The sequence below is a fragment of the Bradyrhizobium sp. WSM1253 genome, assembly GCF_000244935.1.
GTDB classification, from domain to species: domain Bacteria; phylum Pseudomonadota; class Alphaproteobacteria; order Rhizobiales; family Xanthobacteraceae; genus Bradyrhizobium; species Bradyrhizobium canariense.
The window spans coordinates 6128154-6143770 of the sequence record NZ_JH600073.1; the positions used below are offsets into that span (position 1 = coordinate 6128154).

The 15617-nt window shown below is 65.2% G+C and carries 8 protein-coding genes; 3 read left to right on the forward strand and 5 right to left on the reverse strand.

Annotation, left to right across the window (positions count from 1 at the left end):
• Nucleotides 1-165: 165 nt before the first annotated feature.
• The 4 genes from BRA1253DRAFT_RS29940 to BRA1253DRAFT_RS29950 form a co-directional block, all read right to left on the reverse strand.
• A complete protein-coding gene (locus BRA1253DRAFT_RS29940; protein WP_007600597.1) occupies nucleotides 166-1143 on the reverse strand; it encodes an LLM class flavin-dependent oxidoreductase in 978 nt (325 codons plus the stop codon).
• Nucleotides 1140-1871: a 4'-phosphopantetheinyl transferase superfamily protein gene (locus BRA1253DRAFT_RS29945; protein WP_007600598.1), complete on the reverse strand. Its 732-nt coding sequence runs from the start codon at nucleotides 1869-1871 to the stop codon at nucleotides 1140-1142. Before BRA1253DRAFT_RS29945 ends, BRA1253DRAFT_RS29940 begins: the two co-directional genes overlap by 4 nt.
• Nucleotides 1872-2116: 245 nt before the next feature.
• Complete coding sequence (locus BRA1253DRAFT_RS44645) at nucleotides 2117-2290, reverse strand: hypothetical protein (protein WP_007600599.1); 174 nt, start codon at nucleotides 2288-2290, stop codon at nucleotides 2117-2119.
• Between the two features lie 141 nt (nucleotides 2291-2431).
• Nucleotides 2432-8887 carry a non-ribosomal peptide synthetase gene (locus BRA1253DRAFT_RS29950; RefSeq protein ID WP_007600600.1) on the reverse strand — a complete coding sequence of 2152 codons (6456 nt, stop codon included), beginning with the start codon at nucleotides 8885-8887 and terminating at the stop codon, nucleotides 2432-2434.
• Between the two features lie 142 nt (nucleotides 8888-9029).
• Here BRA1253DRAFT_RS29950 and BRA1253DRAFT_RS29955 point away from each other — a divergent pair, with 142 nt between their 5' ends.
• From BRA1253DRAFT_RS29955 to BRA1253DRAFT_RS29965, 3 genes are all read left to right on the forward strand, one after another.
• Nucleotides 9030-12494, forward strand: coding sequence for an AAA family ATPase (locus BRA1253DRAFT_RS29955; protein WP_007600601.1), 3465 nt, complete (start codon nucleotides 9030-9032; stop codon nucleotides 12492-12494).
• A 1-nt stretch (nucleotide 12495) separates the two neighbouring features.
• A complete protein-coding gene (locus BRA1253DRAFT_RS29960; RefSeq protein WP_007600607.1) occupies nucleotides 12496-13290 on the forward strand; it encodes a protein-L-isoaspartate O-methyltransferase in 795 nt (264 codons plus the stop codon).
• Nucleotides 13291-13385: 95 nt separating this feature from the next.
• The gene (locus tag BRA1253DRAFT_RS29965; protein ID WP_007600608.1) at nucleotides 13386-14336 is read left to right on the forward strand and encodes a DUF6492 family protein; all 951 of its coding nucleotides are present in this window, start codon (nucleotides 13386-13388) and stop codon (nucleotides 14334-14336) included.
• A gap of 12 nt (nucleotides 14337-14348) precedes the next feature.
• On the opposite strand, the gene BRA1253DRAFT_RS29970 is transcribed toward BRA1253DRAFT_RS29965, so the two are convergent.
• Nucleotides 14349-15416 carry an endo-1,4-beta-xylanase gene (locus BRA1253DRAFT_RS29970; protein ID WP_035994220.1) on the reverse strand — a complete coding sequence of 356 codons (1068 nt, stop codon included), beginning with the start codon at nucleotides 15414-15416 and terminating at the stop codon, nucleotides 14349-14351.
• Nucleotides 15417-15617: the final 201 nt, after the last annotated feature.

Below are 15617 nucleotides of genomic sequence, written 5' to 3' on the forward strand. Positions count from 1 at the left end.
ACCTCTCCCCGCTTGCGGGGAGAGGTCGGAATTTGCGCGAGCAAATTCCGGGTGAGGGGGTACAGGTCTCAGGCATATCTCGCCCGCAGAGAGAGCCCCTCACCCCGACCCTCTCCCCGTAAGAACGGGGAGAGGGAGAAGAGGCACTTCCTTGATAATTCGATCTCAAAACATCCCGCTTACCGCGAGCGCCTTGCAGACGTGCTGCATCTCGGTCTCGTCCGCGACCATGTCGAGCATGATCGTGGTCAGCCCCTTGGCGGCAAACTCCTTCAGCTTCGCGCCGATCTCCGCGTAGCTGCCGACGAGGTAGGGGCAGTCGGCCTGGAAGGTCAGGAACGGCAGCAGCCAGTAGCCATTGTCTGCGAGCTCGCCGCTCTGGCCCTCGTAGAGGCGCCGCTTCCACACCGAGTCGCTGTTTTCCACGGTGAGCGCGAGCAGCTCGCGATCGTCGGCATTATCGCGGAACCGCGCCTTTGCCACTTGCCGTGCCTCGTCGCGTCCCTCGCGGGCAAAAATGCCGAAATTCATTCCTGGTGCGTCGAGGCCGCGGTCGAGATCGGGCGGTAGCATCTGCATCTTGATGCAGCCGGTCTCCTTCGCCACGCGCCGTGCCGCCTCGGACTGGCCCGCGACCAGAAATTCCGGCATCAGCTCCGGCGGCAGGCGCGGCCGCAGTTGCAGATTGCTTGCGCGGTAGAACCGGCCCTCGAAACTCGCCGGTCGCGGGCTTGCCAGCAGCTGGCGCATCAGCGAGACGAATTCGCCGAGCCGGACATAGCGGTCGGCATGCAACTGCTCGTCGCCCAGCCCCTGCAGATCGCTGACCGCAGTTCCCGTGATCATGTTGAGATAGACCTTGCGGCTGTGGAGCTGCGCAAAGGACGAGACGAATTTTGCCGCCGTGAACGGGTGCATGTAGACCGGATTGACCGCGATCAGCGGCGAGGACCTCGTCGTCTCGCCGATGATGTGCTGGGCCATCGCCCAGGGCTCGACGAACACGTCGTTGCCTTCGAACAGCAGGATGCCTTCGAAGCCGTTGCGGTCGGCGAACTGCGCCACTCGCATCAACTCACCGACATATTTCTTGGGGTCGCGGTTGCGCGAAATCGCGGGAAAGACACGCAGCCGCGGCGTCATTCAGCTGCCTCCTGCAGCGGCCACGCATTGCGCGTGATGGGAAGGCCGCCGCTGGCGCGGGAGCCGTCGGCGATCGCGAGACGATGCGAGGGCGACGGCGAGATCAGCTGGAATCGCCACCCTTGCGGATCGTCGGCGATATCGGGCTTGAAGCTGATCTCGATGGCCTCGCGAGATACCTGCATGGCGAAGGCGTCGAGCGGCAAATTGAGGCCGAAACCTCTGGCCTTCAGATAGGCTTCTTTCAGCGTCCAGTAGTCGAAGAAGCGCTCGGTCGCGGCGGGCTCCGGCAGCCCGCGCAGCGCTTCGACCTCTTCCGGCGCGAAGAACCGAAGCGCGGTCGACAGCGGCGCCACCCGACGCGACACGGTCTCGACGTCGACGCCGACGGTCTCATGCCCTGACACGACGCAGGCGACGCAGCCGTCGGCGTGCGACAGGCTGAAATGCAGCGTGCTCGAGGTCTTGGGCGATGCGACAAACGGCCGCCCGTAACGCCCGGCCGCAAATGACCAGTCGGTCGGTGCGACCTCAGGTGCGACGTGGGAGAGCGCAAGGCGCAACATCGCGTGCGCGAAAATATACTGTCGCTGGTGCCGCTCGAACACGAAGCGGTCGGCTCGTACCCGTTCGTCGACCGAGAGCAGGCGCCGGCACGTATCAACCGCATCCGGCGCGTCAAAAGTCTCGATCAGTCCGACAAACAGTTCAATTCTGTCGTCTGCCATCAATTGGGCCCATGGCGTCAGGCCGGGGCCAAATCCCCTGCCATGACGGAAGAATCAACTGAGCAAGAATCAACTGAGCGGACCGCTTCTAGCGGTCCACTCCGGCGAATCCTTGTCGATTGCTGGCCGGTTTACGGGCGCAAGCTTGTGCGAGACCCCAACTCGACAGGCGAGCGGCCAAATCTGAAAACTGAAGCCCGAAAACTGAAGCCTGAAGATTCGTGCGGCGTCCCGGCCGACGAGTCTTACGTCTTCTTCTTCTTCTTGGACTTCTTGGAGCCGCCCAGCATCGAAATGCTGGCGTCGACGTCCTTCAGCGCGGACTGCAGCTTCTTCTTCTCGGCACCGAGCAACTTCTGCAGGGCCTTGCGGTCCTTGTCACTCAACGAGGTGCCCTTGGTAAATTTGATGAAACCCATAACGAACTCCCCGGTTGAAAATAATCGTCCAAATCAAAACGCGAGAATAATCTTGCGCGATGGCGCCAAATAATCAAGATGCAACTTGGTCATTCACAGCTTTGACGGGTGACCCCGTATTCGCCCGTGCTGTACGGCCGGTCATGCCGCCCTGCGATTGAGCAATCGGCCGAGTGGTGCGTTGGGTTGGGCGAGGGCCGCCCCGAGCAGCGCGACGAGATACTCCATCCACTGGCCGACCGTAGCGCGGTCGAGCAGCTCGCTCTTGTAGTTGCATGAACCGGTGATTCCCGTCGGCCGCTCCTTGAGCATCAGCGACAGCCAGGTCTGGTCGATCGGCAGCACCGGCTGGCCTTCGCGGGCGATGTTGCCGATCGATCCTGTCGTGAGATCAGGCAAATCGAGCGGCTGGCGCAGCGGATTTTGCAGGGTGAAATAGACCTGGAGCAGCGAGGCTGGATTGACCCCCTCCTGCTCCAGATGGTCGGCCAGGATGTTGAACGGCAGCTCCTGGCGCGCATGCGCGTCAAGCACGCTCTGGCGGACCCGGACCACGGCCTGCACGAACGACAGCTCCGGCGTGATTTTGGTGCGAACGATCACCGTGTTCTCGAACGGACCGACGATCCGGTCGGTGTCCGGCTGGGCGCGATTGGCCATGGCGGTGGCGATCGAGATGTCGTGGCGGCCGGTCCGCGCCAGCAGCACGGCTTTCAAGCCGGTCAGCAGACACATGAACAGCGTGCAATTGTGCTGGCCGGCGAAAGCCGCGAGCCGGCCGATCAGCTCACGATCCAGGCTGACGAGATGGTGTCCCCTGGACGGGCCCGGACTTGATCCGCCCTCGAAGAGGGGAGGCGCCCCGCGCAAATTCTCCGTCCAGTCGGCCGCCTGATGGCGGGCGGCATCGGTGCCGCACCACCAGCGCTGCCAGCGCGCTACATCCGAAAAGGCCGGCGGCGGTTTCGGCAGCGGCACCGATGGGTATCCGGCCAGCGCCGCATAACGGTTGGATAATTCCTCGAACAGCACGCCGATCGACCAGCCATCCACGACGGCGTGGTGCAGCGTCAGCAGCAAGACGTGATCGTCATCGTGGAGCCGCAACAGCCGGGCGCGCAGCAGCGGCGCGCGCGTGGTGTCGATCGGGACATAGGTCTCCTGTTCGATCAGGAGATCGATCTTGCGGAGCTCCAGCGCCTTGCGCCGCTTGTTGTTGTGGGGCTGACCGTCGCCGATCGTCTCGACACTCATGACACGGCCGAGGGCGCCGGGCGCGGCGACGTGGCTGACGGGCTCCCCGCCGCTCCAGCCGAAATGGGTCCGCAGCGATTCGTGCCGGCGCACGATGTCGTCGATCGTCTGCGCCAGGGCGGCCAGATTGAGCGGCCCCTGGAGACGGAAGGCGAAAGGCAGGTTGAACAGCGGCAAACCCGAAAGATTCTGCTCGATCCGCAGCATTTGGTCCTGCGCGATCGAGAGCGTGGGAGGGCTGCCTTCGGCCAGGCTCGCTGTAGCCAGCCTTGCGAAACTTGCGGCCGGCTTGCGCGGCTTTGCCGCCACGGCCTCGTCGACCCGCCGGGCAAGCTCGTCGATCGTCGGTGCCTCGAAGATGGTCTTGATCGGCAGCGACACGCCGAGCGCCCGAGCGATGCGCGCCATCGCCTGGCCCGCCAGCAGCGAATGACCGCCGAGGTCGAAGAAATTATCGGTGACGCCGAGGCTCTCGATCTTCAGCAGGTCGATCCAGATGTCGGACAGCACCTTTTCGGTGAAGCGCCGCGCCGGCACGGCCGCATCCGGTCCGGACGTTTCCTGCTGCGCCGGCGCCAGCAGCGCGGTGCGGTCGATCTTGCCATGGGCATTGAGCGGCACCTGATCCAGGAACAGGAACGCGGAGGGGATGGCATGGCCCGGCAGCCGGCTCTGCAGGAAGTCGCGCAGCTCGCTGGCGCTGCTCCGGCTGCCCGATCTTGCGACGATATGGGCAATCAGCCTGACATCGCCGGTTGCTTCGCGGCGCGGCTCGACGATGCCGGCGCGCACACTGGGATGGTCGGCAAGCGCGTTCTCGATCTCCTTGAGCTCGATACGGTAGCCGCGAACCTTGACCTGATGGTCGGCGCGACCGAGGCATTCGATCGTTCCGTCGGCGCGGCGGCGGGCGAGATCGCCGGTCCGGTACAGCCGGCTGCTTGCTTTGCGCGAGAACGGATCGGGCAGGAAGCGCTGCCGGTTCTGCGCGGGGTCGTTGACATAGCCGCGGCCTACACCGGCGCCACCGATGCAGAGCTCGCCGGTCACGCCGACCGGCTGCGGCTGCAGGCTTGCGTCGAGCACGTAGAGCTGGGTATTCGGCAGCGGCGCGCCGACCGGGACGTTGCCCGTCCGGGTCGTCGGTGCCCTGGTCAGGCGATGCAGCGAGACGTCGTCGGAACATTCCGAGGCACCATAGGCGTTGATCAGCGGCACTTTCGGACAGCGGGCGAACCAGGCCTTGCAGAGATCGACGGGCAGCGGTTCGCCCGTCGAGATCAGAAGGCGCAGCCTCGCAAAGGCGCGTCGGACCTGTGCCTCGTCCATGCGATCGAGGATCACACGCAGCAGCGATGGGACGATCTCGAGCACCGTGATGCCCTCGCGCTCGATCTCGCGCGCGAGCAAAATCGGGTCCTGCACGATCGCGGTACCGCACACATGGACCCGCGCACCGACTATGGGCCCCGCGAGGAACTGCCACACCGAGATGACAAAACTCTGCGGCGCGGTCTGCGCGATCACGTCCCGGGACGTGAGTTTCAGCTCGGAGATGAGCGAGGCCAGATGGTTCGAAAGCCCGCGCTGCTCGATCATGACGCCCTTCGGCGCGCCGGACGACCCGGAAGTGTAGATGAGATAGGCAAGGCTCGACGCCGCGCGCCGCGTTGCACGGGCCGGCTTGGTCGACGCCGGCGCGATCGCGTCCTCGAGCTCGGCCACCTGAAGGCGCTCGACCAGCGGTTCGAGCAGCGCCTCGACCATGGACGACTGCGCCCGTCCGGTCAGCAGCATGCGGGCGCCGCTCGATCCGAGGATGGTTGCGAGCCGTGCCGGCGGCTGGTCGGGATCGAGATTGAGGAAGGCGGCGCCCACGCGTTGCACGGCGATCATCGCGGCGAGCAGGTCGGCCCCGCGATCTGCAAGCAAGGCGACCACGGTCTCGGCGCCGACGCCTTCGAGGGCAAGCCAGCGCGCGGCCGCTTGGCTGCGGCGCGCCAGCTCGCGGTAGCTCAGGGATGTGCGGCCGTCCGACACGGCGATCGCGTTCGGCGTCTTCTTGGCCTGGCGGTCGAAACCTTCGCTCAAATTGCCGCGCGTGGCGAAATCGGCCGGCACGCCCCGGCCCTGCGCCAGCAGCTGCCGGCGTTCGGTCTCGCTCAGGAGTGGCAGGTGCGAGATGCGCTGCTCCGGATCGGCGATGACGGATTTGAGCAGGGTTTTGAACTGAGCGGCCATGCCCTCGATCGTCGCCGCGTCGAACAGATCGGTGGCGTATTCGAAGAAGCCGGTGAAACGGCCGTCGGCCTCGACCAGTTCGAGCGTGATGTCGAATCGCGCCACTTGTGGATCGATCTCGATCCGCCGCGTCGACAGACCGGAGAATCGTGCCGCCTCAATCGAGGCGTTCTGGAGGATGAACATGATCCGGAACAGCGGATTGCCGTCGCTCCTTCGCGCGATCTGAAGCGCGCGCAGGACCTCTTCGATCGGGAGGTCCTGGTTGCGATAGGCATCGAGCGTGACCTGCCGGACCCGGCGCAACATGTCGCCGAAGCTCGGATCGCCGCCGAAATCATTGCGCAGGATCAGAGTGTTGGCGAACAGTCCGATCAGGCGCTCGCTCTCGATCTGGTTGCGGTTGGCGATCAGCGATCCCGTCGCGACATCCTCGTGTCCGGTGTGACGGAACAGCAGGCACTGGAACATTGCGAGCAGGGTCATGAAGGGCGTGACGCCCTGGTTCTGGCTCAGCGCACGCAAGTCGGCCGACAGAGTCTTGGAGAATTCGAGATAGTGACGGGCACCGTGGCCGCTCCAGACCTCCGGCCTTGGCCGGTCGGTCCGCAGCGGCAGCGTGGTGACGCCGTCCAGTTGCGTCCGCCAGTAATCGAGCTGCTCCTTGGCCGCCGGCGTCTTGGCCCAGCTCTGCTGCCAGAGCGCAAAGTCGCGGTACTGGAAGGCGGGCGCAGGCAGTGTTGCCACGTCGTTCTTGCGCGCTGCCGAATAATGGACGGCGAGTTCTTCCCAGAACAGTCGCTGCGACCAGCCGTCGGTGACGAGATGATGGACGTTGACCACGAGCGCGTGGCTGCTCTTGTCGAACGAGAGCAGCGTGACCTTCAGCGGCGCCTCGTGCGCAAGGTCGAACGGATGTTGCGCGAGCCGGAGCGCTTCGCGCCTGACAACAGCGGCCCGCTTGTCCGCCGGGCAGGGCTTGAGCTTGATCCGCTCGAACTGCGGCGGCAATTGCAGCACAAGCTGCACCGGCTCGCCCTCGCGTTCGATGATGACCGACCGCAACGCCTCATGGCGGGCAGAGACCGCGGCAAGGCTCGCAGAAAGTGCGGCGACATCGAGCCCACCCTTGAGGAGCGCGACTTCGACGACGTTATAATTGTAGCGCGTGGGGTCGAGCCGCGAGAGCACGTACATCCGCTGCTGCTGGAACGACAGCGGCGCGTCTGCTTCGCCGGCTTGGCGCCAGGCCGGCAGCATCGTTTCGCGATGGCTTGCGGCGGTCTCGATCCGGTCCGCAAGCGCGGCGGGCGTGGCGCAATCGAAAACGTCCTCGAACGAGAAATCGACATTGAAGCGTTCGCGCAGGCGCGAGCGCATCTGCGTCACCGCGAGCGAGTCCGCACCCAGCGCAAAGACGTCCTGATCGCCCCCGACCTGTGGCAGCTCCAGCAAATTGGCCCAGATCCCGGCGAGCTCAGTCTCCAGCGCGTTGCGCGGCAGACGGGCCTCCTCCTCGCCGCCGCCCATTGTTGCGATCAGCTCGGCCAGCGCATTGCGCTTGACCTTGCCGCTGGCGCCTTTCGGCAGCGTCGCCACGCTACGGATCAGGCTCGGCACCTTGTAGGCCGCAAGCCGTTTCCGGGCGAACTGGCGCAACTGGTCCGAGGTCGCCTCGGAATTCGGCCGCAGCACCACGATTGCGGCGACGTTCTCGCCGAGCTTCGGGTGCGGGACGGCAAACACGCCGGCCTCCAGCACCGCCGGATGGCTGAGCAGGACATCTTCGACCTCCAGGGGCGAGATATTCTGCCCGCCGCGGTTGATGACGTCCTTGATACGGCCGACGATGAAGAGATAGCCGTCGGCGTCGAGATAGCCGAGATCGCCGGTCCGGAACCAGCCGTTGCGGAATGCGGCCTGCGTCGCCGCCTCGTCATTATAGTAGCCGTGGCTCATATTGGGTCCGCGCAGCATGATCTCGCCGTGCTCGCCGCTGGCGAGCGCGCGGCCGGTCTCGTCCATGATGGCGATCTCGGGGCCCGCGGCGCGGCCGACCGATCCGACCTTGCGCAGCTCGAACGGGTTGGCCGCGATCTGCGAGGCCGCCTCCGTCATGCCGTAGGTTTCGAGCACGGGAACGCCGAACGTCGCCTCCAGTCCGTCGAGGATCGCAGGCGCAAGCGACGCCGAGGCGGAGCGGATCACGCGCAGCGAGGACGATCGGGCAAGATCCGGGTCGGCCTCCGCCGCCGTCAGCAGCGCGCGATGGATGGTCGGCACGGCCGTGTACCAGGTCGGTTGCAGCTGCCGCATCCAGCCGAAGAAGGAGGCTGCGTCGAAATCCTCGGTACAGATCACGCTGGAGCCCGCGGCCAGCGCCGTTAGCAGGCCGGAGATCAAACCATGGGCGTGAAACAGTGGCAGGACGTTGAGCAGACGATCGTGGGACGCAAGCGACAGCACGCGGCCGGCATTGTAGGCGGAGAGGCACACATGGCGATGCGTCAGCGGCACCATCTTCGGCCGCGCCGCGGTGCCCGAGGTCAGCAGGATGAACGCGTCATCGTCGCCGCGCGAGGCGCCGCTGCTGCTCGCCGGTCCAACAGCCGGCCCGACGAACGTGCAGCCGCCGAGATCGTCTTGCGCCCCCGGCACGAAATCGATCATGGCAATATCGAGCGCCTTGGCGACATCGCGGGCCGCCGAGTTCGTGTCGGCCCGGGTGACGAGCGCCGTCAGCTTCAATTCGCTGAAATAGCGTTGCAGCTCGTCCACCGTCAGATCGGGATTGACGGGGACGCAAGCGCAGCTCGAGGCGACCGCGATCAGGGCCAGTGCGCTGTCGGCACCGCGCGGCAGCGCAACCGCAATGCGGTCGGCAGGGGCGATGCCAAACCCGCGCAGCGTGCGGACGAGATCCTGCGTCCGCGCGCCAATCCCGCCGTAGTTGAGGACCGGCCGGCCGGGGGCGAGGAGGGCGGGGGCCGCCGGCGTCTTGCGGGCATGGAAATCGAGAAGACCGCCGATATCCGCGAATATCTCCGTTTCGGCCGTCGTGCCGGCCAATTCCTGCGGCGCTGGGCGTGTGGCGTCCGACAATTCCGTTCCCTTTTGATCCGATTGGGCTATTCTTCCAAGAAGTTAGGGAACGCGTCCAGTCTGAGGTGAAGTTTTGGCCCCAAAATCTGTGGTTGCGGGGCCCTAAGCCCTTCGACGGAGTGATTGGTCGGGCGGAATCACCATGCTGGAGAATGAGCCGGGCACGGGAGCGGAAGGCGGGCTGAAGCGCTGGCTCGAGGGTATCGGTCTTAGCCACTATACCGATCTCTTCGCGCAGCACCGTCTCGATCTCGACGTCATGGGAGACCTGACCGAATCCGATCTCGTCGAGCTTGGATTGCCGCTCGGCGATCGGAAGCGGCTCCAGCGAGCCATGACCGCGTTGTTCCGGGCCGAAACCGCTGAAAAGCCCGACGCGACGGCGCGCCCGCAAGTCCGGACGGAGGTCGGCGCCGAGCGGCGTCAGCTCACCACCATGTTCTGCGACATGGTGGATTCCACCTCGCTTTCGGTGCAGTTCGATCCGGAAGACGTGCGCGACATGATCGCGAGCTTCCGCGAAACCTGTGTCCGCGTGGTGAAGCATTACGAAGGTTTTGCCGCCCGCTTCGTCGGGGACGGTATTTTGGTCTATTTCGGCTATCCGACCGCACATGAGGACGACGCCGAGCGCGCCGTGCGAGCGGGGCTGGAAATCGTCCGGGTGCTGTCGACCGCCCGCGCGATCGAGCCACGTGGTGCGCTCAGCCACTCACCCGCCGTCCGCATCGGCATCGCGACCGGTCTCGTCGTGGTTGGGGACCTCGTCGGACAGGGCACCGAAGAGCGCGACTCCGCGGTCGGAGAAACCGTCAATCTCGCCGCGCGGCTGCAAAGTCTGGCGCCGCCCAACGGCGTGGTGATTTCCACGTCGACCCAGTCGCTGCTGAAGGGGAAGTTCGACTACCGCGATCTCGGCGTCCACGCGCTGAAGGGCATCTCGGAGAAGGCCCAGGCTTGGCACGTGATGCGCGCCTCGCGGGTGGAGACCCGCTTCGCCGCCGCGATGGGCACGCGGCTGACCCCGCTCGTCAACCGCGAGGAGGAGATTGCGCTGCTGATGGGGCGCTGGCAGCAGGCCAAGGAGGGCGAGGGCCAGGTCGTGGTCAAGTTCGGCGAGCCCGGCATCGGCAAGTCGCGCATCATCCAGGAAATCTTCGAACGGATCGCCGGTGACCGCCATGGACAGGTCTCGTTCCAGTGCTCGCCCTATTACACCTCCACGGCGTTCTATCCGTTCGCCGAGCAGCTCAAATACTCTCTCGGTCTCGATCGCGAGGATGCGTCCGTGCAGTCGCTGGCGAGCCTGGAGACCGCGATCGCTGCCGCTCATGGCGACATCGAGCAGGTTGCGCCGCTGCTTGCCGCGCTGTTGTCCATTCCGACCGGTGACCGCTATCCGCCACTGGAGCTGTCGCCGCAGCAGCAAAAGGATGCGACCGTCGCGGCGCTGGTCAATCATTTCCTCGGCCTTGCGCGCGAGCAGCCGCTGGTGATCGCATTCGAGGATCTGCACTGGATCGACCCGACGTCCCGTGAGGTGATCGATCTCCTGGTCGATCGGGCACAGAACCGGGCAATCCTGGTCATCATCACCGCGCGCACCGAATTCCAGCCGAGCTGGAACGCCCATTCGCATATCACGACCCTGGTGCTGAGCCGGTTGAGCCGGCAGTTGCGCGCGACGCTGGTCGAGCGCGTGGCGGGACGCGAGCTTCCCAAGGAGGTCATCGAGGAGATCATCGTCAAGACCGACGGCGTGCCGCTGTTCCTGGAGGAGCTGACCAAGACGGTTCTCGAATCCAACCTCCTGACCGAACGGCACGGGCGCTACGTCCTGTCGGGCCCGTGGCGGCAGCTCGCGATCCCGGCGACGCTGACGGACTCGCTGATGGCGCGGCTGGACCGGATGGGGCCGTTCAAGCGGATCGCGCAGATCGGCGCCACTATCGGCCGCGAATTCTCCTATGAGACTCTGCACGCGGTCGCCAACACACCCGCCGAACAGATCGAGGCCGCGCTCAATCATTTGGAGGAGGCCGGACTGATCATGCGCCGCGGCCATCCGCCCGACGCGCTCTACTCCTTCAAGCACGTGATGATTCAGAACGCCGCGCATGCGAGCTTGCTGCACAGCGAGCGGCGCAAGCTGCATTCCCGGATCGCCCAGGTGCTCGCCGAGATGTATCCCGAGAAGACCGAGCGCGAACCGGAATTGCTCGCCCATCATATGACCGAATCCGGCCAGAGCGAGAGCGCCGCCAGCTTCTGGCTCAAGGCCGGCAAGCAGGCGGCCAAGAGTGGCGCCAATCTGGAGGCGATCGGGCATCTGGGCCGCGGCCTCAGCGTCGTGCAGGCCAATGCGCGCATGCAGGGCGCCGACGAGATGGAGCTCGAACTGCGCATCGCGCTCGGCAACGCGCTGATCGCCGCCAAGGGCTATGCCGTGCAGGAGGTCGAGGAGAACTACGTTCGCGCCCTCGAACTCGGCCAGCAGCTCGACGACGACGAAAAGGCCTTCGCCGCCACGCGCGGGCTCTGGGTCTGTCATTTCATCCGCGCCGATCTGACCCGCGCGCACGATCTCAGCGTCGAGCTGTTGAAGTTCGCCAAGCGCGAGCGGCTGAACGAGGGGACACAGCCGGCGCAGCAGACCGGCTATCTGATCGAGGCGCATCGCTCGATCGCGATGACCATGCTCTATCGCGGGCGCTTTGCCGCGTCCCAGCATCATCTGCACCGCTGCATCGACCTCTACAGCCCCGACCTGCACTCCGATCTGATGGAGCGGCACGGCACCGATCCCGGCGTCGTCTCGCTGTCCTATCTCGGCTATCTGCTGTGGTTCCTCGGCCGGCCCGACGCGGCGCGCCAGCACAGCGAGCAGGCGATCGCGAACGCCGAGAAGATCCGCCACCCCTTCACGCTCGCCTTCGCGCTCGTGTTCGGCGCCTATCTCTGCCAGCATTTGCGCGATGTCGAGGGCACGCGCGACCACGCCAACCGTGCCATGATCATCGCCACCGAGCACAACTTCCTGCACTGGAAGCAGCAGGCGGCGATCCTGCGCGGCTGGGCGCTGGCGCAGCTCGGCGAGGCCGACGAAGGCCTCAGCCAGATGCGGTTCGGCCTCGACGAATACGAAGCGATGGATTCCTGGCTCGCCGGCTGCTGGTTTCGCTGCCTGCTTGCGGAGGCCTACGCCAAGGTCGGGATGCGCGATGCCGCCTTGCGCGCGCTGGACGGTGCGCTCGCGACCGCAAGACGGACCGGCGACCACTCCTACCTCGCCGAAGTCTACCGCCTGCAAGGCGAGATCACCCTGTCGGACGGGAATCCGGCCTCGGTGCAGGAGGCCGAGGACCTGTTCAACCTGTCGCTGGAGATCGCGCGCAAACAGGGCGCGCTGTCCTGGGAGCTTCGCACGGCCGTCAGCCTCGCGCGCCTGTCGCACGAAGGCGGCAAGCGCGAGCACGCTCGTCTCCTGCTCGTACCGATCCTCGGCAAGTTCAGCGAGGGCTTCTCCACGCCGGACCTGAAACAGGCGATGCAACTGATCGACGAGCTCGGCGCGGGCGCGCTCGTTCGTGAACAGGCCGATCCCTGAGATGAGCGATCTTGCCGCCGCGCGTGCGCGTTACGTGGAGCTGATCGCAAGGCGCGAGCGGATCTCTTCAACGCGCCTGCTCGAAGCCCTCGGCACTGTTCCGCGCGAAAAGTTTCTGGCGAAGGGACCGTGGCGCATCAAGAGCGAGGCGGCGCGCAACTATCGGCTGACGCCGGATGCCGATCCCGTTCATCTCCAGGACAATGTGCTGGTCGCGATCGATGCGCGCCGCAAGCTCGACACCGGACTGCCGAGCCTGTGGGCGCACTTCATCGATTTGCTCGACGTCGGGGAAAAAGATCGTGTGGTCCAGATCGGCTGCGGGCTCGGCTATTTCTCGGCCGTGCTGTCGAAGATCGTCGGCCCGAAGGGCAGGGTGCAGGCAATCGAATGCGACGAGCGGCTTGCGGCGCGGGCCGCAACCTATCTTGGCGCCTATCGCAACGTCGCGGTCGTCCATGGCGACGGATGCGAGGACATCGGCGAGCCCGCCGACGTGATCATCGTTCATGCCGGCTTCTCGCAGCCGCATCCGCTGTGGCTTCGGTCGCTTCGTCCGCGCGGCCGCCTTCTGGTGCCGCTGACCCAGCGGGACCGCGAAGGCGCCGCGCTCAAGATCACCCGCAAGGGCAAGGGGTTCGAAGCCGAGGCGGTGCAGCAGATCCGGATCTTCCCCGGTCAGGGTCGAGGCGTGACCGCGCTCGACGACCGCGTCGCCGACTGGTGGCAGCGCGCCTCCGCACTGGCGACGCTGCGTTTTCGCGGCATCGAGCAGGGGCTGCCGTCGGATGGCTAATGCTTCGTTTCATTTTACCTTGATTGCGAATGTAAGTATTCAACACGCCTCGGCGCCGCTATGACTGCGGCCTGATCGCCATACGAGCGCGCGCCATGCATTCCGTTGCCCTGCTGACCGCCAGCTACGCCAAGGATATCGAGCGCTTTTCGCTGCTCAGCGAAAGCATCGACACCTGGTTGACGGGCTACACGCGGCATTATGTTCTCGTTAACCATGAGGATCTGCCGCTGTTCGCGCGGTTCGCTTCCGACAAGCGCGTCATCGTTCCGGCCTCGCGCTATTTGCCGAAATGGCTGTGGGCGCTGCCGCCGGCTCTGCAGTTCATCAGCAAACGGCGCGTCTGGCTGTCGCTGCTGTCGTCACCTGTTCATGGCTGGCACATTCAGCAGATTCTCAAGATCGCCGGCGTCCTCAACGCGCCGGAGCAGCGCGTCTGCATCCTGGATTCGGACAATCTGTTCTTCCGCGAATTCGACGTCGGCCAGTATGCCGGCGCCGAGAAGACGCCGCTATTCGTCACGCGCAACGGGATCGACGCCGCCCACCCCTTGCATGTCCTGTGGCTCCGCACCGTCGATCAGCTCCTTGGCATCAAGGACCGGTCCTTCCCTGCGGACGACTATGTCGGCAACGCGCTGGTCTGGGACAAGGACACCGCGCGTGCGATGACTGAGGCGATCAAGTCGGCGACGGGATTGAACTGGGTTCTGGCACTGTGCCGGAAGAAGAAGTTCTCGGAATATCTCATGTACGGCCATTTCGTCGCGAACGCGCCCGCGCATCTGGCCGCCCATCGGGTCACCGAAGACAGCATCGCGGTCTCGCATTGGGACGACACGCGCCTCGACCGCCCGGCCATCGAAGCGATGATGCGCGCCGCTTCGCCCGACCAGGTGGCGCTGTGCATCCAATCCTATTCGTCGACCTCGATCGACGACATCCGCGACGTGTTCCGTCTCAGCTCGCGCGACCGTCGCGGTCCGAGCCTGTCTCCGGAGGACATGGGGGACGAGGTTCAGTTCGAGGCTCCGAAGACGCGCTGAGACCCGGCGCCTTCACGCGTCTCTCGTGAACTTGCTGATCACGTTCATGAACGGCTTCGGCTTGAACTCGCCGTCAAGCGGCAAAGGACGGTTCGGCTGCTTGTCGGGCCGGGCAAAGGTGCCGTTGATCCAGCTGTAGCGGTCCGAGAGACCCCAGGTCAGGATCGAGCGCACCGGTCCGCTGGTCGAGATCGCGGTCAAGAGATCGTCGACGCGCTTGGCGACGATGGCATCGCGCTCTGCCGGCGTCCCCGTCAGCTTCTGGTCGTCGACATCGAGCTCGGTGACGAGCACCTCGAGCCCCCAGGCGCGCAGCTCGGTGGCGAATTCCGCGAGCCCATGGGTGTCGATCTCGAGCTCGGCATGCAGATGCGATTGCAATCCCACGGCGTGCAACGGCACGCCCTGGTCGAGCAGGTCCATGATGAGATGGCGGTAGGCCGCGCGCTTCGCAATGAACGTGTCCTTTGCCGACTCGATGTCGTATTCGTTGATCGCGAGCTTGACCAAGGGATCGGCCGCGGCCGCCGTGCGGAACGCCAGCGGAATCCAGCGATTGCCCAGATGCTGCGTCCAGAACGACTCGCGGCGGTCTTTCGGGCTGCGTGGATTGTCCGGGATCGGCTCGTTGACGACATCCCACGACGTCAGCTTGTCCTTGTAATAGGAGACGACGGTGCCGATGTGGTCGATGTAGGCGCGCTCGACGCCCTCGGTATCCTTGATCTGCTTGGTCCAGTCCGGAATGTCGTGATACCAGGCGAGCGCGTGCCCGCGCATCGTCAGGTCGTTCTGCCGGGCGAAATCCAGGATCGCGTCGGCACGTTCGAAAGCAAAGGTGTGCGCGTCGGGACGCAGCATCGGCCATTTCAGCTCGAGCACCGGAACCACCTGCGTACAATAGGTGCTGATGGCTTCGCCAAGCCTGGGATCGGCTTGCAGATCCCAGAGCGTGGCCGCGGCACCAAATCCCTGATGGCGCTGGGCGAGTTTCGACGCCGGCGCTGCGGACGCCGACGCGCCCGCCGCGAGTGCTGCGGCGCTGCCGAGGAGAAATTCGCGTCTGTCGAGCCTGGTCACGGCATTCCTTATCGGAGCCAACGCGCCATCGTACCAAGCGACGCCTTGCAACGCCGGGGTTTTCCCTCCTTGGGTTAACTTTGCCATCTCCGAATTACGGTTCCTTTCAGTGGTCGTGCCCCCACCAGGGAAGGGCAAATTTAACGCTAACCCGCGAAAGCGGCCTCAAAGCCGCATTCGCCGCCCGATCTCCAGACTTAT

Excerpts from the sequence above, each read along its gene's own strand:
- BRA1253DRAFT_RS29945 (WP_007600598.1), bottom strand. The coding sequence starts at position 1,871 with ATGGCAGACGACAGAATTGAACTGTTTGTCGGACTGATCGAGACTTTT.
- BRA1253DRAFT_RS44645 (WP_007600599.1), bottom strand. The coding sequence starts at position 2,290 with ATGGGTTTCATCAAATTTACCAAGGGCACCTCGTTGAGTGACAAGGAC.
- BRA1253DRAFT_RS29940 (WP_007600597.1), bottom strand. The coding sequence starts at position 1,143 with ATGACGCCGCGGCTGCGTGTCTTTCCCGCGATTTCGCGCAACCGCGAC.
- BRA1253DRAFT_RS29955 (WP_007600601.1), top strand. The coding sequence starts at position 9,030 with ATGCTGGAGAATGAGCCGGGCACGGGAGCGGAAGGCGGGCTGAAGCGC.
- BRA1253DRAFT_RS29960 (WP_007600607.1), top strand. The coding sequence starts at position 12,496 with ATGAGCGATCTTGCCGCCGCGCGTGCGCGTTACGTGGAGCTGATCGCA.
- BRA1253DRAFT_RS29965 (WP_007600608.1), top strand. The coding sequence starts at position 13,386 with ATGCATTCCGTTGCCCTGCTGACCGCCAGCTACGCCAAGGATATCGAG.